General features: G+C 38.9%; 18 protein-coding genes. 10 read left to right on the top strand and 8 right to left on the bottom strand.

What is annotated here, in order from left to right; genetic code table 11:
• Positions 1-16: 16 nt before the first annotated feature.
• From rpsI to ACLCDL_RS06640, 9 genes are all read left to right on the top strand, one after another.
• A complete protein-coding gene (gene rpsI, locus ACLCDL_RS06680; RefSeq protein ID WP_423147503.1) occupies positions 17-403 on the top strand; it encodes a 30S ribosomal protein S9 in 387 nt (128 codons plus the stop codon).
• A gap of 18 nt (positions 404-421) precedes the next feature.
• Entirely contained in the window at positions 422-1,243 is an 822-nt protein-coding gene (rpsB, locus tag ACLCDL_RS06675; RefSeq protein ID WP_423147502.1) for a 30S ribosomal protein S2, read from the top strand.
• Positions 1,244-1,378: 135 nt separating this feature from the next.
• Positions 1,379-2,218, top strand: coding sequence for a translation elongation factor Ts (tsf, locus tag ACLCDL_RS06670; protein ID WP_423147501.1), 840 nt, complete (start codon positions 1,379-1,381; stop codon positions 2,216-2,218).
• A gap of 78 nt (positions 2,219-2,296) precedes the next feature.
• Positions 2,297-3,409 carry an N-acetylglucosamine-6-phosphate deacetylase gene (gene nagA / locus ACLCDL_RS06665; protein ID WP_423147500.1) on the top strand — a complete coding sequence of 371 codons (1,113 nt, stop codon included), beginning with the start codon at positions 2,297-2,299 and terminating at the stop codon, positions 3,407-3,409.
• Positions 3,410-3,467: 58 nt separating this feature from the next.
• On the top strand, positions 3,468-4,175 hold the full coding sequence (gene pyrH / locus ACLCDL_RS06660; RefSeq protein WP_423147499.1) for a UMP kinase: 708 nt from the start codon (positions 3,468-3,470) through the stop codon (positions 4,173-4,175).
• 45 nt (positions 4,176-4,220) lie between these two features.
• Positions 4,221-4,784, top strand: coding sequence for a ribosome recycling factor (gene frr, locus ACLCDL_RS06655; RefSeq protein WP_423147498.1), 564 nt, complete (start codon positions 4,221-4,223; stop codon positions 4,782-4,784).
• A 178-nt stretch (positions 4,785-4,962) separates the two neighbouring features.
• A complete protein-coding gene (locus ACLCDL_RS06650; RefSeq protein WP_423147497.1) occupies positions 4,963-5,511 on the top strand; it encodes a hypothetical protein in 549 nt (182 codons plus the stop codon).
• A gap of 197 nt (positions 5,512-5,708) precedes the next feature.
• Entirely contained in the window at positions 5,709-6,809 is a 1,101-nt protein-coding gene (locus ACLCDL_RS06645) for a hypothetical protein (RefSeq protein ID WP_423147496.1), read from the top strand.
• Positions 6,810-6,962: 153 nt separating this feature from the next.
• Complete coding sequence (locus ACLCDL_RS06640; RefSeq protein ID WP_423147495.1) at positions 6,963-8,717, top strand: ABC transporter ATP-binding protein; 1,755 nt, start codon at positions 6,963-6,965, stop codon at positions 8,715-8,717.
• 31 nt (positions 8,718-8,748) lie between these two features.
• Here ACLCDL_RS06640 and ygiD read toward each other — a convergent pair whose 3' ends face one another.
• The 4 genes from ygiD to ACLCDL_RS06620 form a co-directional block, all read right to left on the bottom strand.
• Positions 8,749-9,570, bottom strand: a complete 822-nt coding sequence (gene ygiD, locus ACLCDL_RS06635; protein WP_423147494.1) for a 4,5-DOPA-extradiol-dioxygenase — start codon at positions 9,568-9,570, stop codon at positions 8,749-8,751.
• Positions 9,571-9,691: 121 nt separating this feature from the next.
• Entirely contained in the window at positions 9,692-10,276 is a 585-nt protein-coding gene (locus ACLCDL_RS06630; protein ID WP_423147493.1) for a YceI family protein, read from the bottom strand.
• Positions 10,277-10,358: 82 nt separating this feature from the next.
• The gene (locus ACLCDL_RS06625) at positions 10,359-10,937 is read right to left on the bottom strand and encodes a Crp/Fnr family transcriptional regulator (protein ID WP_423147492.1); all 579 of its coding nucleotides are present in this window, start codon (positions 10,935-10,937) and stop codon (positions 10,359-10,361) included.
• Position 10,938: 1 nt separating this feature from the next.
• Positions 10,939-11,685, bottom strand: a complete 747-nt coding sequence (locus ACLCDL_RS06620) for a class I SAM-dependent methyltransferase (protein WP_423147491.1) — start codon at positions 11,683-11,685, stop codon at positions 10,939-10,941.
• A gap of 51 nt (positions 11,686-11,736) precedes the next feature.
• On the opposite strand from ACLCDL_RS06620, the gene ACLCDL_RS06615 reads away from it, so the two are divergent.
• Positions 11,737-13,770: a glycosyltransferase gene (locus tag ACLCDL_RS06615; protein ID WP_423147631.1), complete on the top strand. Its 2,034-nt coding sequence runs from the start codon at positions 11,737-11,739 to the stop codon at positions 13,768-13,770.
• Positions 13,771-13,891: 121 nt separating this feature from the next.
• Here the strand turns inward: ACLCDL_RS06615 and ACLCDL_RS06610 are convergent, their stop codons facing one another.
• The 4 genes from ACLCDL_RS06610 to uvrB form a co-directional block, all read right to left on the bottom strand.
• Positions 13,892-16,366 (bottom strand): YfhO family protein, encoded by a 2,475-nt coding sequence (locus tag ACLCDL_RS06610; RefSeq protein WP_423147490.1) that lies wholly within the window; start codon positions 16,364-16,366, stop codon positions 13,892-13,894.
• A gap of 162 nt (positions 16,367-16,528) precedes the next feature.
• Positions 16,529-16,795 carry a DUF4834 family protein gene (locus tag ACLCDL_RS06605; protein WP_423147489.1) on the bottom strand — a complete coding sequence of 89 codons (267 nt, stop codon included), beginning with the start codon at positions 16,793-16,795 and terminating at the stop codon, positions 16,529-16,531.
• 87 nt (positions 16,796-16,882) lie between these two features.
• Positions 16,883-17,080: a YwbE family protein gene (locus tag ACLCDL_RS06600; RefSeq protein ID WP_423147488.1), complete on the bottom strand. Its 198-nt coding sequence runs from the start codon at positions 17,078-17,080 to the stop codon at positions 16,883-16,885.
• A 193-nt stretch (positions 17,081-17,273) separates the two neighbouring features.
• Positions 17,274-19,328, bottom strand: coding sequence for an excinuclease ABC subunit UvrB (gene uvrB, locus ACLCDL_RS06595; RefSeq protein ID WP_423147487.1), 2,055 nt, complete (start codon positions 19,326-19,328; stop codon positions 17,274-17,276).
• Positions 19,329-19,478 lie beyond the last annotated feature (150 nt).

The following is a 19,478-nucleotide window of genomic DNA, read 5'->3' as shown; positions in this document are numbered from 1 at the left end:
TTAAAAGAGAAAAGAAATGCCAACAACTAACACTTCAGGAAGAAGAAAAACCGCAGTTGCCCGCGTTTATGTAAATGAGGGTAACGGCAACATTATCGTAAACGGTAAAGATTACAAAGAATACTTTCCTACCTTACCCTTGCAGTATATCGTTAATCAGTCATTGGAAGTATCCGGATCAGCCGGGACTTTTGACGTAAACGTTAACGTTGCAGGCGGCGGTGTAAAAGGACAGGCAGAAGCTGTTCGTTTAGCAATTGCTAAAGCTATTGTTGAACTGGATCCTGAGAAAAAATCTGCTTTACGTGCTAAAGGTTTAATGACCCGCGATCCCAGAATGGTTGAGCGTAAAAAACCAGGACGCAGAAAAGCACGGAAAAGATTTCAATTTAGTAAACGTTAATTTCAGGAGGATCAAACAATGGCTAGAACAACATATCAGGACTTACTGGATGCAGGTGTACACTTTGGTCACCTTACCCGTAAATGGGATCCAAAAATGGCTCCGTACATTTTCATGGAGCGTAATGGAATCCACATCATAGATTTAAATAAAACTTTAACAAAAGTAGAAGAAGCAGCTGCTGCAATAAAACAGATTGTAAAATCAGGGCGTAAAGTATTATTCGTTGCTACTAAAAAGCAAGCGAAAGATATTGTAGCAGAACAGGCAAAATCAGTAAACATGCCTTTCGTAACCGAACGTTGGTTGGGTGGGATGTTAACAAACTTTGCAACAGTTCGTAAGTCAATTAAAAAGATGTCTAACATCGACAAAATGACTAAAGACGGTACGTACGATGTTTTATCGAAGAAAGAAAAATTAATGATTCAACGTGAGCGTGTAAAATTAGAAACTCTTCTAGGAGGTATCTCTGATCTTAACCGTTTACCCGCTGCATTATTTCTGATCGATGTTAAGAAAGAGCATATTGCGGTAACAGAAGCATTAAAGTTAAATATCCCAACCTTTGCAATGGTAGATACTAACTCTGATCCTTCAAATATCGACTTCCCTATTCCGGCTAATGACGATGCTACCAAATCAATCTCTTTGATTACGGATATCATTATCAAAGCAATTCAGGAAGGTTTAGACGAGCGTAAACGCGAAAAAGAAGACGAGGCTGAAAAAGAAGCTGCAGCTGCCAAAGCTAAAGCAGACCGTGGCGAGGAAGCAGAGGCTTCTCCTCGTCCTGAGCCTAAAGTTACTGCTGAAGCAGGCGAAGATTCTGCTGAATAATATTATAGTGGGTTGTGAGTTGCATGTTGAAGGGAAACTTACAACGTATAACTAACAACCCACATTTTTTAGGATAATTAGTGGTTGTAGGTATTCTGCTTACAATCTATAACTTACAAAATACAACTAAATAAAATGTCTACAGTACAAATATCTGCGGCAGATGTAAACAAACTTCGCCAGCAAACAGGTGCAGGAATGATGGACTGCAAAAAAGCTTTAACCGAAGCAAATGGAGATTTTGAAGCTGCTATAGATTACCTGCGTAAAAAAGGTGCAAAAGTAGCTGCAAGCAGACAAGACCGTGAATCTAACGAAGGTGTTGTTATTGCAAAAACTACTGCTGATGCTAAACGTGGAATCATCGTGGAATTGAATTGCGAAACAGATTTCGTTGCTAAAAACGCTGATTTTATAGCTTTCGCTAATGGTATTGCCGATTTAGCAGTTGAAAAAAATCCGTCTTCGTTAGAAGAGCTGCTTGGCTACGATCTTAACGGAACTAAACTTTCTGATCAGATTTTGGACCAGACAGGTAAAATTGGCGAGAAGATCGGTGTTTCTAAATTTGAAACTGTTTCTGGCGAAAAAGTAATTGCGTATATTCACGGTAATTACCGTTTAGGTGTTTTGGTTGCCTTAAATGCTGACGCTCAGGGAGCAGAAGAAGCCGGTAAAGACGTTGCTATGCAAATTGCCGCTATGAATCCGGTAGCAATTGACAAAGCTGATGTTGATTCAAGAACAATTGAACGTGAGCTGGAGATCGCTAAAGAGCAAATCCGTGCAGAAGGTAAAGCTGAAGAAATGGTTGAGAAAATTGCACAGGGTAAACTAAACAAGTTCTATAAAGAATCAACGTTGTTAAACCAGGAGTTTGTAAAAGATTCTTCTAAAAATATTGCTCAATTCCTTGACAGTGTTTCTAAGGGATTAACTGTAACCGCATTTAAACGGGTGCAGTTAGGAGCTTAATTTAAATTTTTTAAATCCTCGCTAAAAGCGGGGATTTTTTTTGCCCTGATAGTACCTTTATTAGTAATTTAGAAAATAATGATTACTGCACTTTACAACTGTATCCTTATTTCTGATGGAAGAGAAATACCGGGAAAAGCAGTTTTAATCCAAAACGGGAAGATTCTTTCTGTTGTAAATGAGGAAGAGATTCCTGAAAGTTCGCAAAGAACTGACCTCAATGGAGCGTATTTGTCGCCCGGACTTCTTGATCTTCAAATTTATGGCAGCGGTGGAAAGTTATTTAGCGGTACGCCTTCTGTTGAAGCTTTGCAGCAAATGGAAAACGATTTAATCAAAGGCGGTACTACAGGCTTTTTCGCTACCGTTGCAACTAACAGTAACATTATTGTAGAGCAAGCTATTTCTGCGGCACGAACCTACCGGGAACGTGCAAAAGGTAATTTTTTAGGTATCCATCTGGAAGGGCCTTATTTAAACGCGAAGAAGAAAGGTGCTCATCCGGAAGAATATATTAAAAAAGCCACACTTGAAGAATTAAAAAGGTGGATCGACTCGGCAGAAGGTGAGATCAGAATGATTACAGTAGCACCCGAACTGCAGGATGCCGAAATACTGTCTTATCTTTCAGATCAGCAGATAATCGTATCATGCGGCCATTCGAATGCTACGTTTGAAGAGGGAATGTCGTTCTTAAACAACCCTGTTCCGGCTGCTACTCATTTATTTAATGCTATGCCCCAAATGCACCATCGTGAACCAGGGCTGATTCCTGCAATCTTTGAAAAAAAACCTTTTGTGAGTATCGTGGCAGATGGAACCCATGTTAATTTTAACATGATCCGGCTTGCCAAGCGTGAACTGGGAGACAGGTTATTCTTAATAACTGATGCAGTAACAGAAACGAGAGAGGGAACACAACACCACACCCTAAAAGGTGATCATTACGTTCTTCCCAATGGTACTTTGTCGGGCTCCTGTTTAACAATGCTTAAAGCAGTTAAAAACTGTGTTCAGCAGGTTGGAATAAGTTTGCCCGAAGCAATTAATATGGCTTCTTTGTACCCGGCAAAACTTATTAAAGAAGATAATTTAAGGGGGAAGATAGAAGGTGGATATAAAGCTGATCTGCTGGCTTTTGATAAGGACTTTGATCCTGTAAAAGTGTTTTTTAATGGCTTAGAGGTATAAAAAGACGATTAATTTTAACAATTCCTATAATTGAAATATTTTTGAAGAAACTCCTTGTATGAAATATAAAAGAATTTTACTCAAATTAAGTGGAGAAGCGTTGATGGGTGAAAAGCAATATGGGATAGACAGCGAACGCGTTTCACAATATGCAAAAGATATAAAATCCGTTCATGAAAAAGGAGTTCAGATTGCTATAGTAATAGGCGGTGGCAATATTTTCCGCGGATTAAGTGCCGAAAAATCAGGTATGGACAGAGTACAAGCTGACTATATGGGGATGCTTGCAACAGTTATCAACAGCATGGCCTTACAAGATGCTCTTGAAAAACTTGGACTAAAAACGCGGCTGATGACTGCTATTAAAATGGAGCAGATATGCGAGCCATTTATCCGCAGAAGAGCTGTTAGGCATCTGGAAAAAGGCAGAATAGTAATATTCGGCGCAGGCACAGGAAATCCTTATTTTACAACAGACACAGCTGCCTCCCTTCGTGCAATTGAAATACAGGCAGATGCTGTGATGAAAGGTACACGTGTTGACGGAATATACACAGCGGATCCTGAGAAAAACCCGGATGCAACACGTTATGATGAAATTACTTTCCAGCAGGTGTACGATAATAATCTGAATGTGATGGACATGACTGCCTTTACATTATGCCAGGAAAACAAGCTGCCTATTATTGTGTTCGATATGAATAAAGAGGGGAATTTTATGCGGATTGCTAACGGTGATCCTATTGGTACTTTGGTAAAGAGCTGATTCAAAAAAGAATCCTAATTTTACAGATCTAAAATTGTTACTCAAATGAACGACCTTATAAAGAAACAATTAAACGATGCAAAGGCTTTGATGGATAAAGCCATCGATTTTACAGATAATGAAGTTGCTAAAATCCGTGCAGGCAAAGCCACTCCTTCAATGCTCGACGGAATATCTGTTGATTATTACGGAAACCCAACTCCTTTAAATCAGGTGGGAAGTGTTAATACTCCGGATGCTCGTACCATTGTAATTCAGCCATGGGAAAAATCTCTTCTCGGCCCTATTGAGAGAGCAATTCACGAAGCTAATATCGGCCTTAACCCTCAGAATGACGGGATCATGATCCGTTTAAATGTTCCGCCGCTTACTGAAGAGCGTCGGAGAGATCTCGTGAAAAAAGTAAAGGAGGAAGCCGAAAGAGGCCGTATTGCGGTAAGAAACATACGTAAAGATGCCAATGCAAAAATTCAACGCTTAAAATCTGAAGGAGTTTCAGAGGATGAAATAAAAGGCGGCGAAGCAGAAGTGCAAAAACTGACTGATGGCTATATCGTTAAAGTAGATAAAATTGCAGAAGCAAAAGAAAAAGATATTATGACGGTTTAAAAAGTTGTGATTTATTTCTTCGATCAAACATTTAAAGGGAATGACTTACTGTTCATTCCCTTTGTTTTTTAAAGATATTGATAGAATAAATTTTTAAAACTTAAATTTTCTCGTACCAAATAAAAAGATTTTGAATTCTCCTTTTTTTATTTCAATTTGGTATCGAAGAAGTTTAGCGTTGAAAAAAATAGTAGCCATAATTTTAGTATGCTCACACCTTTTTAACATAGGTGGCTGTTTGGCTATTCATCAATATCTCAAATTTAAAACGGATGAGTTTTTTAACGAACAAGCCGGAAAAAATCTTTATAATAAACAAGACCTTTCTGTAATAAAAATTCCTGTACACCTCGAGGGTATCAGCGATTGGAGTGATTATGAGGATGTATCAGGCCAGATTAAGTTTGAGGATACGCAGTATAACTATATTAAAATGAAAATAACAAGGAATGCAATGTATTTTGTTTGCATTCCTAATTACGAAAAAACTCAGTTTACTGAAAAAAATATTATAGAAGTAGCAGGAATTAAGGATATTCCTGTGCCGAAAAAGGAGCATGTACCAGTTCCTAAACTGGCATTTGTTGATTCCTTTAATTTAGTATTTAGTAATTTTAATTTTAATCCCCCTCTTATCAATAGAGCTCCTGTTTATGAACAGGTTACTGTTAGATTAATAAATTTTCATCCCGGATCTCCGGAAGAACCACCCAAAAAAATCTCCTAACTTACTTATTTTCTATTCTTAAAGGCCGCTGCAGGTTAATTACTAATACCATCTGTTTCGATAGATTTATTAGTACGCCTGTGCTTTAAAAGATTAGAGTTCACAGAATGTTTGTATCCAGTATTTCACATTCAGGTGAAGTATAACCTAATTCTATTATCAGTAAAATAATTAATACTATAAATACATTTCTTGTTATGAAAACTATCTACATACTACTTGGTTTCATGTTTTTTGTTTCTGCAAAGGTACTTGCTCAAGGTTGCGTAGCTATTAAAAGCACCGGGGGGAGCTGTATGATGGATCATCCGGATTCGAATTCACACGAAAGTGCCTGGGCCTTTAGCGCTACGTCACGTTATTTTAAATCTTTCAGACATTTTAAAGGAAAAGATGAACAGGAAGAAAGACTTGTACAGGGGACTGAGGTAATAAACCATCAGTATTCTTTGGATCTTGCATTGGTCCGAATAATTAACAACCGGTGGTCGGTGATGATTGATTTACCATTACTGTATAACACACGTTCTTCGTTATATGAACATGGTTTAGTAAACGGGGCATATATTAAACAAGAAAGGCGCAGTACAAGCTCTTCCGGCCTGGGTGATATCAGAATAGCAGCTTACCGGTGGTTGTTTAACCCGGCAAAATATACAAAAGGTAATATTCAATTAGGATTAGGGCTGAAGCTTCCCACCGGTGATTATGATTACAAAGATTACTGGTATAACGTGGGCCCGAATGGAACAAAAGAACTTCGTACAGTTGATCAATCTATCCAACTAGGTGATGGCGGCACTGGTATTACTGCAGAACTCAATGCCTTCTATAATATTTTTCACAAAATAGGAGTGTATGGTGATTTTTACTACTTAAGCAATCCCCGGGAACAAAATGGCGTAAGAACTTATCGTGAAACTCTTAGTCCCACTCTCGGAAATGAAGCAATTATGAGTGTGCCAGATCAGTACATGGTACGGGCGGGCGCTAACTATTCGATACTTCCCGGTTTAATTGCTTCTGCAGGTTTGAGGTTAGAAGGAATCCCGGTTTATGATTTAATAGGGGGAAGTGGCGATTTTAGGCGTCCGGGATACATTTGGTCTGTTGAGCCCGCTTTAAATTATCAGAAGAATAAAGTCAATCTTTTTGTAACTGTTCCGGTAGCTTTTGTCAGAAACAGAACTCAAAGCGTTACGGATAAAGAAAACACAGCAACATCAGGAAGATTCGTTCAGGGCGACGCAGCCTTTGCAGATTACAGTATAAATGCAGGAATTTCAGTAAAATTTTAGTTTATTTATTATTTGGTTTAGAAGCTCCCATACGGGAGCTTCTTTTTTGACTTTTCTATTTATATATCTAATTGTATCGTCATAAAATACCCCATCTTATTTAAATAAAAAAGGGAATAACGCAAAGCTCAATCCCTTTTCTATTTTTGTAGTATGAAGCTGTTATTTACCTATTTAAAACGATATAAAGGCCTGATAGCGTTTGCATTGCTGCTGGCAACTATCAATCAGGTTTTTTCCTTTCTTGACCCTTATATTTTCAGAAAGATCATAGATACTTATGTTACTCATTATAAAAATTATACAACAAGCGAGTTTTTTCGAGGTGCAGGCTTATTGATATTGGCAGCGATGGGAGTCGCTATGGTATCACGTATTGCAAAAAATTTCCAGGATTATTATGTAAATGTTATCACCCAGCGGTTAGGAGCAAGAATTTATTCTGATGGGCTGGCTCATTCACTGGAACTTCCTTACCAGGTGTTTGAAGATCAGCGAAGCGGAGAAACACTGGGAATATTACAGAAGGTTCGTTTGGACTGTGAAAAATTGATCATTTCATTTATTAACGTACTTTTTACCGCTGTTATAGGTATCTGTTTTGTTTTCTTTTACGCTATCAATATCCATTGGTCTATAGCTGTTGTTTATATTTCAGTAATTCCAGTGTTAGGGACGATCAGTTCAGTGCTTAGCAGAAAAATTAAGGTTGTGCAAAAGACAATTGTTGCCGAAACTACTGCTTTAGCCGGTTCTACAACAGAGTCGTTAAGAAATATTGAGCTGGTAAAGAGCCTTGGATTATCACGTCAGGAAATAAACCGGCTAAATAAAACCACCGACAGGATTTTAGCGCTTGAACTTAAGAAAGTAAAATACGTACGAAGTTTAAGTTTTGTACAGGGAACTCTCGTAAACCTTCTGCGGAATGCTATTTTACTTTTAATGCTATATTTAATTTATGCAGGAAAAATTACTGTGGGGGAGTTCTTTTCTCTCTTTATCTATTCCTTTTTTATATTCGGTCCTTTGCAGGAATTAGGAAATATTATTAATACTTATCGCGAGACAGAAATCTCCCTGGCTAATTTTACCAGTATTTTAAGTACGCCCAAAGAAGTTAAACCTGCCAACCCCGTGTTGCTTAGAAAAATAGAAAGTTTAAACTTTAAAAATGTAAGCTTTAAACATTTATCAGCTAACAGGAATGCCCTGAATCACATTTCCTTTACTACACATATTGGTGAAACAATTGCTTTTGTTGGGCCTTCAGGTTCGGGAAAAACTACATTGGTAAAGCTATTAGTAGGCTTGTATCAGCCCTTGGAAGGACAGATTTTATACAATAATGTTTCAGGAACTGATATAGATTTAGATCAGCTAAGAGAAAAGATAGGATTTGTTACCCAGGATACTCAATTGTTTTCAGGTACAATCCGGGAAAACCTGTTATTTGTACGACCAAGTGCAACAGATGCCGAATGTATGGATGTTTTACATAAGGCTGCCTGTCATACCTTACTTGCAAGAGCAGAAAACGGATTAGATACCGTTATTGGTGAAGGAGGCGTAAAAGTTTCGGGTGGTGAAAAACAACGCTTATCAATAGCCAGGGCTTTATTGAGGCGGCCGGATATTTTAGTATTTGATGAAGCAACTTCGGCATTGGATTCTATAACCGAAGAAGAAATTACCCGCACCATTCGCCATGTTTCTGATATGCAGGAGCATATTACTATCCTTATCGCCCATCGTCTGTCTACCATTATGCATGCCGATAAGATTTTTGTACTTGAAAAAGGAAATATAGTAGAGTCAGGGCGCCATTCGGAACTTATAGAGGAAAAAGGCCTTTACTATGCTATGTGGAGACAACAGATAGGAGAGAAAAGACTGGTAGAAGTATAGCTTTGAACCAGAAACTGGTTCTGTTGTGTGGTTAACTATATATGACGGACCGCATTGAAATAGACGACATATCAAATTCGCTGTTAAAAAAACTTATCTGATCCTTTTTGTCCTGCATTCCTAAAATATAAAGTAAAGGGAGAAAATGATCATAAGTTGGATGGGCAAGGGAAGCGAGTGTGTCCAGTTTTTGGAAGTCAATAATATGCTGGTGCTTATTTTCTTCTATCCAGGCTGCTATTTTTTGATCAAATTCCAATGCCCAATCGTATGTTTTTCTTCCCTGCCAGTCTACAGCTTGCAGATTGTGTACAATATTGCCGCTCCCTATAATTAAAACTCCTTTGTCTCTCAGCTTCTTTAACTCCTGGCCAAGTTTATAGTGAAAGGTGGGAGGCTGGGTGTAATCAATACTTACCTGAAAAACCGGAATATCAGCTAACGGAAACATTGGCAGCAATATACTCCAGCTTCCATGATCAAGTCCCCATTCATGATCTGTTAAAACTTCTGGCGACGCAACCAGGCTCTGGACTTCCTTTGCCATTTCAGGAGCTCCAGGTGCTTTGTATTGCTGTTCAAAAAGTTCCTGCGGAAAGCCGCCAAAATCGTGTATAGTTTTGGGAGCGTTAGTAGCGGTAACGCAGGTGCTTTTTGGGGTAATCCAGTGAGCCGAAATAACTAAAATCGCTTTTGGCCTGGGTAGTTCCTGTCCCAGTTTTTTCCAACTCTGGTTAAAGGTATTGTCGGCAATAGCATTCATTGGGTTACCATGGCCAACAAATAAAAGCGGCATTCTGTCGGTGTTTTTAAGCGCAGAAGAAAATGTATGCAGATCCTGTAAGTTATTCATAGTAAATAATTAAGGTAGAACCAGGAGCAGAAGTATGAGAAGGATGTCACCTTTGATTAACTCAGGAAGACATCCTTCGACTTATAGAAGAATTTTGAAAAGCGCACGGAAGCGCCTTTCACTATTTTGCCTGAGCAAATTCAAGGTTTAATTTAAGAGCAACATCTTTACCAACTGTTGCGCCGCCCGCTTCTGTAAGGCTATTCCATTTTAAATTGTAAGCAAAACGGTCAATTGTTGTTGTAGCTTTGAAACCTGCTTTGGTATTTCCATAACCGTCTTTAGCTGTTCCTCCGTAAACTACATGGAATTTTACAGGTTTTGTTACATCCCTGATGGTCAGTAATCCGTCAAGTACATAATTATTTCCGGATTTCTTTTTGAAAGATGTGCTTTTAAATTTCATTTGAGGGAATTGTTCAGCATTAAAGAAATCATCAGATTTCAAGTGCTTATCTCTCATTTCGTTGTCTGTATCGATGCTGTTAACGTCAATAGTGAAATCAATAGCAGCATCAGAAAAATCTGGCTTAGCAGCGGTGATGGTTCCATTAAATGATTTAAATCCACCTTCTACCTCAGAGATTACAAGGTGAGGTACTGCGAATTTTACATTTGAATGGGCTGCGTCCACGTTCCATTTTGACTGGGCTTTTGAAGTAAACTGTGCTGCAAGCAATGCAACAGCAAATAAAATTTTTTTCATGTTAAAGAGTTCATTTTTTACGATACAAAGATCAGCGCTATTCTCCGGCTTTCTCTTGATGTATGTTAAGAAATGAAATCAGTTACTTTTTTACAAGCTGTTTTCTAATCCTGCTCAGGCTTTCTGGGGTTATGCCTAAATACGAAGCAATATGTGCAAGCGGTACCCGCTGGGTTATGCCCGGGTATTTTTTTAAAAGTTCAAGATATCGTTCATCAGCAGAAATACTAAGCGCAGAATTTAATCGTCTTTGGGTTGCAACATAAGCGTTCTGTACCAGAAGCCTGAACATTCTTTCCATTTTGGGAACTTCCTGGTACAGCTTTTCCTGGTCGTTAGCCGACAGAATAAGCAGTTCGGAATCTTCGAGTGCTTCTATGTAAATTTCACTAGGCTTGTGTGTTATCAGGCTATATAAATCTCCCACCCAATGGTCTTCAATTGCAAACTGAATCACTCTTGCTATACCTTTTTCGTCCAGATAGTAAGATATAAGACAGCCTTTATTAACAAAAGCACTGAAATAACTTATATCTCCTGCTGTAAGCAGATATTCTTTCCTTTTTAAAACCCGTACTTTAAAAAAGCCGGAAACTGTTTCGAACTCTGCATCTGTAAGCTGCACCCGCCTGTTGACATTAGCTTTGAGAAGTTCGAACATCTTATTTTCTTGCTTCTAAAACAATGTATGGTGAGAAAGCTTTCGATTCAAAACCTAATAATTTAGTTGGAACCTTCCCTGCAAACCAAAGAGTTTTAATAAAAAGGCGGGTAAGCAGTGATTTTTCACCTTTATTTTCCAGCCAGACACTGAATTTGCCGAAATATTCTGCTTTTACTTCCTTTAACCCTGAGGCTAGGGCTATTTGTTTTAAGAGGTTAGGATCCATGCAATTAATATTATGCTTCAGATAATTCTCTTTATCAAAATTTTTCTGAACCCACCCATTCACACTCTTAAAGTTAGGAAGTGTAATGAATAAAACTCCACCCGGCTTTAAAAATTGAATATGCCGTTCAATAATATCCTTTGTATCATTAAAATGCTCAATTAAACCACAGGAAAGTACCATGTCATACTGCTGCTGTGGCTGGTAATTAAAAAGATCGTTTTCAATTATTTTAATATCCTGAGTTGTTAGTCCGTTTGCCCGTAGTACTTCATTTAATATAGTTGGATGGACGAAATAATCAAGCAAGGTGCTGTCAATTCCAAAATGTTTTTTTAAGAAGATCGCATAATAACCAGGAAAGCCGCCAAGCTCTATCGCATTTTTTATGGTGTTGTTTGAAATAATTTTTTCCAGTTGTTTATGAAATAAATAATTTCTGCTCACCGGGAAAGCCAGATCTGTTTTAGATTCCCAGTATTTGCTCCAAAACTCACGATTGGTTAATAGATTGCTCATGCTTACACAAAGAAAACAAAAAGAAACAAATGAATTGTATTTTTGGCAATAGTGAAAGTTGTACATCTTAATACATACGATGGAAACGGCGGTGCCGGGAGAGCATGTTTAAGGCTGAACAAAGCGTTAAACGGACAGGGCATACACTCTGAGATATGGGTAAATTACAAATTTGATAAGGATCCATCGATAAGAAGTTTAAATCCAAAGGGCTTTAGCAAAGCGGTTGCTGCTTTTGCAATCCTGCTTGAGCGCTTTGTTTCTTCTGCCTTTGCTAAACGTTTAAAAATTCCATTCTCGATCCCTGTTTGGGGAAAAGATATTTCAAATCATCCGGCTATACAAAACGCAGATATTCTTCATCTGCATTGGGTAAATCACGCTTTCCTGCGTCCTAAAGACATAGCCAGACTGAAAAAGTTAAATAAGCCAATTGTATGGACATTTCACGACAGCAATGCCTTCACCGGCGGTTGCCACGTACGCTACAGCTGCAATCATTACCAGAAGGAGTGTGGTAATTGCCCTTTGTTAAAACAGTCAGGTCCGGAAGATTTATCTCATAAAATATGGGAGTCGAAAAAAGATGCTTACAGACAGTTATACTTTTCTGTAGTAGCGCCCAGTAAGTGGATGTTTGCTTCTATTCGGGCAAGTAAACTTCTGGGAACAGCAGACGCACATATTATTCCGAATACGCTTGATACTGCAATCTTCCGGCCGCATGATAAAGCTCTAGCTAAGAAGTATTTCGATTTGTCGCCCGATAAATTCATTATGCTCAGCGGATTCATGCCATCCAGAAAAGACCTTCATAAAGGGACACCTTATTTATTAAAAGCACTAGAGATTTTAACGCGTGTAATAGGTGTTGATAAGGAAGAGATAGAATTGGTGGTTTTTGGAAACCGTGATGAAAAAAACGTCCCTGACTTCCCTGTAAAAACCACTTTTCTGGGAACAATCTCCAACGATGAAAAATTAGCTATCTGTTACAACGCGGCCGATGTGTTTTTAACACCTTCACTTGAAGATAATCTACCGAATACGGTAATGGAAAGCCTCTCTTGCGGAACACCTGTTGTTGCTTTTACTACTGGCGGAATTCCGGATATGGTAACTCACCAGGTAAACGGATATTTGGCCGATTACCAGTCATCCCATGATTTTGCTGAGGGAATACGCTGGATTTTTAATCATCCTGAACGCGAAAATCTGAATAAGAAGGCCCGAAAAATAGTTGAAGAACGCTTTTCAGAACCGGTAATAGCGGCTAAACATATTGAATTATACAAATCACTTACCAGGGAGAAAAAAGGCTTAAATACGCCTTCTTTTGCTCCGGTTTTAAGTGTAATTACGGTGGTTTATAATAATGTAAAGGATATTGACCGGACCATAAATTCTGTGCTGAACCAAACTTATCCGAACATAGAGTATATTGTTATTGACGGAAACTCTACCGATGGCACTTTAGAAGTAATCAGTAAATACGAGAATAAGATCAGCAAAATAGTATCCGAAAATGATAATGGCATTTACGATGCAATGAATAAAGGCCTTGCTTTAGCAACGGGTGATTATATTTTATTTATGAATTCGGGTGATGAGCTGTATTCGACGGAAACTGTGGAGCTGGTTTTTGCTACAGAAGCAGGAGCAGATATTTACTATGGCGAAACAGAAATGTATAATGAGCAATGGGAAAGTTTAGGACGGAGGAGGCATAAAAGTCCTGAGAAACTGGATTTTTACAGTTTCAGATACGGCATGAGCGTCAGTCACCAGGCAATTTATATTAAGCGACAATTAATTGAACCATATGATTTGAATTATTCCCTCAGCTCAGATATCGACTGGATTTTGCGTGCCTTAAAAAAAGCAAAAAGGGTTGTAAATACCCGCATGTATGTAGCCAAATATTTAGTCGGTGGTATGTCGAAGAAAAAGCACCGGGAAAGTCTAAAAGAGCGCTTTCATATTTTTACGAAACATTACGGACTTATTCCCAACCTTTTAAATCATGCGGTAATAGCATTTAATTTATTCTTTTATTATCTGAAGCATAGAAGGACAAATGATTGAGTATCAGAAAAGTTCAGTGCCTTTTTCAAACCATCAGTACTGCACCATTTGATGATGATATTATACAAAAAAAGTCCACTTTTCAGTGAACCTTTTTTATGTTTATCGCCTTACTTGTGCTCTAAGCTATCTGTACTTCTTTCCCTTTTTTACTTTCCTTATAAATTGCAAACGCTAATCCGGCAATTAAGAGGATGGAAGCTATCAAAGAGATTGTTTCGCCTTGGTAATACGAAGCCGGCTCAAATTTAAATTCCAGTTTGTGATTCCCTGCCGGTAATTGTGCGGCACGTAAAATATAATTTGCCCGGAAATGTGGAATCTTTTCTCCGTCAACGTACGCATTCCAGCCCTTATCGTACCATATTTCTGCAAATACCGCAATTTCTGGATGTCCGGCAGAATATTCATAAGTTAAATGATCCGGGCGATAGTTTACGAGTTTTATAAAATCGTTGGGGCTGAATTGAGCCTTTTGAGTGTCTATCAGTGATTTAAATTCATCGTTTACAAAGGCTTCCTTCTTAGGATCGAAGCTGTTAATAGCCTTCATCTCCTCATCGTTGGTTTTTACGAAAGTAACTTTTTGAACAAACCAGGCATTGCCACAAGCGGTAGCACGGTTCTGAATTTTTTGCGACTGACCGCTTTGATCTGCCGTTATAATGTATTTTGTATTCAGCATATCCAGCACGTCTTCATTGATTGAATTGCTGAACTGATGCTCAATCAGTTCCTGGAAACGCTTTAGTTTTGCCGCATGGTAACCGCCTATTGTTTTATGGAAATAAGAAGCTGTTGAACTTGTAAAAGTAGGGATCGTTAAATCAAGCACGCGATAGTCCAGGCTTGTATCACGCCTGATCAATTCATCAACCTCCCGGGCCTGAAACGTTTGTTTTATTTGTGAGTCATCTACGAAATTCGCGTTATTTAGATAACGCCTGTCCACACCCCACATATCAACCAAAACTGCAACAGACAGGCCAATGAGGGCAATTTGCGAACTGATCTTTTGTTTAATTAAGGCCCAAAGCAATCCGGCACCTATCAATACAAAAATTAAGGAACGGAAAGCGTCGCCGCGTGCCATTGAAATACGATCCTGTACCAGTGAATTTGCTATCGAATTGGCAAAGTTCTGGTCTCCGCCTATTGCCTGCGCTAATTGCTGTATGAATTGCTGGTGACTTGAAGGTTTAAAATCAAAAAATAAGGTAGGAACAATAAGAATGACAAGCAGAATACCTCCGGTAATATACAGGGAGTAAAGCAATTGCTTCTGCAGTTTCTTTTGATCAAATTTTTCTGTTACAATTTCTTTTACCGCTAAAACTGCTAATATAGGGAACAGAAACCCGGCAACTGCTAAATTAGATTCAACAGCTCTGAATTTATTATACAGTGGGAAATAATCAAAAAACAGATCAGAGATAAAAGGCAGGTTCTTCCCAAATGAAAGGAACATACTGAGCAGAGTAGCTGCCAGCACCCACCATTTTAACCGGTTTTTTACTATAAATAACCCCAATACAAAGAGGAAACAGGTAATGGCGCCGAAGTAAAACGGGCCGGATGTACCTGGTTTTTCTCCCCAGTAAGTAGACATCTGCTTCGCAAAACCTGTTGCCTGATCTGCAGGAACACCGCGATTAATAAGTGTTCTTGCCACTTCAGAGCTTTCGTCCAGTGCCTGTAATGAAGAAGATCCGCCAAAAGCATTCGGGACAAGAAAGGTAATGGTTTCTCCAACTCCCTGGCTCCAGTGATAGGCATATTCCCGGTCTACTCCAGTTTGCTGTGTGGCTTTATCCGCAGTTAAATTAGATTTACCACGGATAGATTCCTGCCCGTATTCATAAGTGGTCCACAGTGTGCCTGCATTTACAGCTATTGCGAGCACAGTTGCACCAGCAAGAAAACCAATAGATTTAAAAAAGCTGGTTGTTTTCTTTTCCTTAATGGCGTGATAAAGTTCGATACCTAAAAAGATCAATAAGGAAATTAACAGGTAATAGGTCATTTGAACGTGATTCGTTCTGATTTCTATGGCAAGAAATAGTGCCATGAGTGAAGAACCTAATATATAGCGGCCTCTTAACGTAAGGATAATAGCGGCTAAAATAGGGGCGAAAAAAGCAATGGCCATTGCCTGGTTTGCATGCCCTGCTTCGATAATAACAAAGTTGTAGGTTGAAAAAGCAAATGCGAAAGCTCCTGCGGCAGCAAGCCAGGGTTTTACTCTTAAAACGCAAAACAATAAATAAGCTCCCAGGAGATATAAAAGAACGGTATCTACAGGATTAGGGAAAACAGTTTTAAAGAACGAAATAATGTAGGTAGTAACGTTTTTAGGATACTGAGCCCAGATCTGGTAAGCAGGCATACCGCCGAACATGGAATTTGTCCAAAGCGGAGCAGTACCGTCCTGAGCTTTGAAGTCCATGATTTCCTTTTGCATAGCCTGTGCAGCGAGTACATCACTTTGAAAAAGTACTTTACCACCAAGCGCCGGACTAAAATATACAAAACATATTACAGCGAAAATTGCAATAACAGCTAAATGAATGCCATTACGTTTAAACCAGTTACTCATTCTTTAAATTAGTTTGATCCCAAAAATAGGAAAAGATATGAGATGTAAGATAGGAGATTTGGAACGGAAGATTTTTGATTAAAACCGGTAAAAGTAAAGGCCGATCAACAAATCAGAACGTTTGCGACAGCCAATGAAAATCAAAGGAAAAAGAATTAAAGGCTATCTCTCCTTTATTTCCTCGTAATCCACAAATTCACCGGCTTTATCGGCTGCTCTGGCTTCTTTATCTTTAGGAGGGATATAATCTACATGCACGGAACCCTGCTTTTTTGAACTGTATTCATATGAACGGTGAGTGCCCTGAGTTGCCTGGTTTTGAACTTTATTAAAAAGGCGCTGCAATAGTAATGGCAGTAATAAACGGAAGACAAAGCGTACAAGCCATAAAATGCAGATAGTTATAAAAAGAAATTTTAATAATCCCATGTGAAACAATTAGTACAAATATAGACGATTATACAGGAAAAATATTTCTATTGAAATGCAAACGTTACATTCCTATGAAAATTACTGTTACTCTTCAATTACCTCAATAACCCTGCCTATTTGTCCGTCTTCTAGTCTTACTTTTATCCCCCTTGAATGAAAGGACGAACTTGTAAGGAGATCTTTTACAATACCGCGTGTTCGTTTTCCGCTTCGCTGGTCTTTCTTTAAAATAATATCAACTTCCAGCCCCGGGTAGATATCTTTTCTGTTTTGTCCGTTCATTATTAGTAGCAAGTAGTCTGTATCAAGTATTGAGTAGCAAGTAATCAATATCAGGTAATGAAAGGATTCGTCTTTGAACTTTCAACCTTCAACTTTGAACTTTTTCTGTTTTGTCCGTTCATTATTAGTAGTTGTAGCAAGTAGTCAGTAATAAGTATCAGGTAATGAAAGTATGATCTTGAACTTTTAACCTTCAACTCTGAACTTTTTTACCCTTCCCTCCAAACCGTTCTTCCATCATTTTTTCCAGTGCAAACATTTCATCTCTCAGCTTTGCTGCTAACAGAAAGTCCATTTCTTTTGCGGCAGCAAGCATGTCTTTTTTGGTTTTATCAATTGATTTTTGCAGTTCAGCTTTGCTCATGTATTGCACAATCGGATCTGCCGCGATGCTATTTGCGGTTTCTTTTTCAACATACGCTTTTTGTACGCCGCCTTTAAAATCCACTACCGATGTTTGCTCAATAATTGCTTCCTTCGATTTGCCTACAGTCTTAGGAGTAATTCCATGTTCTTCGTTATACCTGATCTGTTTATCACGGCGCCTGTTTGTTTCATCAATCGTAATCCGCATACTATCCGTAATCGTATCTGCATACATAATAACACGGCCACGGTCGTTACGTGCTGCCCTGCCTATCGTTTGAATTAACGATCTTTCCGAACGAAGGAAACCTTCTTTATCAGCATCGAGAATAGCAACAAGCGATACTTCCGGTAAATCCAAACCCTCACGAAGCAGGTTTATTCCAACAAGCACGTCAAACTCGCCCAGACGTAAACCCCGTAATATTTCTACCCGTTCCAGGGTTTTTACCTCCGAATGGATATATCGAACGCGGATTCCCAAACGATCCATGTATTTGGTAAGCTCTTCGGCCATCCTTTTCGTCAGGGTAGTTACCAAAACCCGGTCGCCAAGTTTTATTGTCTGATCAACTTCCTCCAGCAAGTCGTCTACCTGGTTAATTACCGGCCTTATTTCAATGGTTGGATCCAGCAGCCCTGTGGGCCTGATGACCTGTTCTACCACCACGCCTTCTGTTTTTTCCAGTTCATAATCTCCGGGAGTAGCACTTACATAAATAGTCTGCGGTGCAAGCCTTTCAAATTCATTGAAGTTTAGCGGCCGGTTATCAAGTGCTGCGGGAAGGCGAAATCCATATTCAACCAGGGAAATTTTTCTCGAACGGTCTCCCCCGTACATTGCCCTTATCTGCGGCACCGTAACATGGCTCTCATCAATTACCATTAAGTAATCGTTGGGGAAGTAATCTAACAAACAGAAAGGCCGCATTCCGGGAGCACGGCCATCAAAAAATCTGGAGTAGTTTTCAATGCCGCTGCAATAACCTAATTCCCTGATCATTTCCAGATCGTAATTTACTCTTTCTTCCAGTCGTTTGGCTTCCAGATATCGCTGGTCATCAACCAATTGTTTTTTGCGTACTTCCAGTTCTTCCTGTATCGCCCAGATAGATTGGGTAAAGCGGTCTTTCGGAGTGACGAACAGATTGGCCGGAAAAATAGCCAGGTGTGTCATTTTTTCCAGCGTTTTTCCGCTGGCAGGATCTATGGCACTGATCTCTTCTATATCATCACCAAAAAAAGAAACACGATAGGCGTGGTCCATGTAAGCAGGATAGATATCAACGGTATCGCCTTTAACTCTGAAAGTTCCTCTTCTGAAATCTGCAGTAGTCCTGGAATAAAGAATTTCTACAAGTCTGTGCAAAAAAGAATTTCTGCTGATGGTAGTTCCTACGGCAAAGCGGAAAACAGAATTTGAAAAATCTTCCGGATTTCCCATACCGTAAATACAAGAGATTGAAGATACTACAATAACATCTCTCCGTCCTGACATTAATGCCGAAGTGGTTCTTAACCTAAGTTTCTCGATCTCTTCATTTATCTGAAGATCCTTTTCAATATAAGTATTAGAAGTAGCTATATAAGCTTCCGGCTGATAGTAATCGTAATAAGAAACAAAATAATTAACAGCATTTTCAGGAAAGAATTGCTTAAATTCTCCGTAAAGCTGTGCTGCCAGCGTTTTATTATGACTTAAGATAAGCGTAGGCTTTTGCGTTTGCTGAATCACATTCGCAATTGAAAATGTTTTTCCCGATCCGGTTACGCCGAGAAGCGTCTGATAATGCTCTCCGGCCTGTACACCTTCTACCAGTTGCCTGATAGCTTCCGGCTGGTCTCCGGTAGGATAATAGTCAGATGTTAACTTAAATTCCATTAATTCAAAGATAAGAAAAGGCAGGTCAGCAATAAGTAAAAAGAAGGGGGAGCTCCCGGAGTTCCCCCAATCAAACCTTATTTAATAAACATTATTGTAGTAATGTTTGGGGTAATATTACAAAAATCAAACCATTCGTGTTTAATTTAT

It is taken from the genome of Rubrilithobacter danxiaensis (assembly GCF_047272945.1).
In the GTDB taxonomy this organism is placed as follows: Bacteria; Bacteroidota; Bacteroidia; order Sphingobacteriales; family Sphingobacteriaceae; genus Rubrolithibacter; species Rubrolithibacter danxiaensis.
Note: the sequence above shows the minus strand (reverse complement) of the source record. Positions and strands in the feature narration are given on the sequence as shown.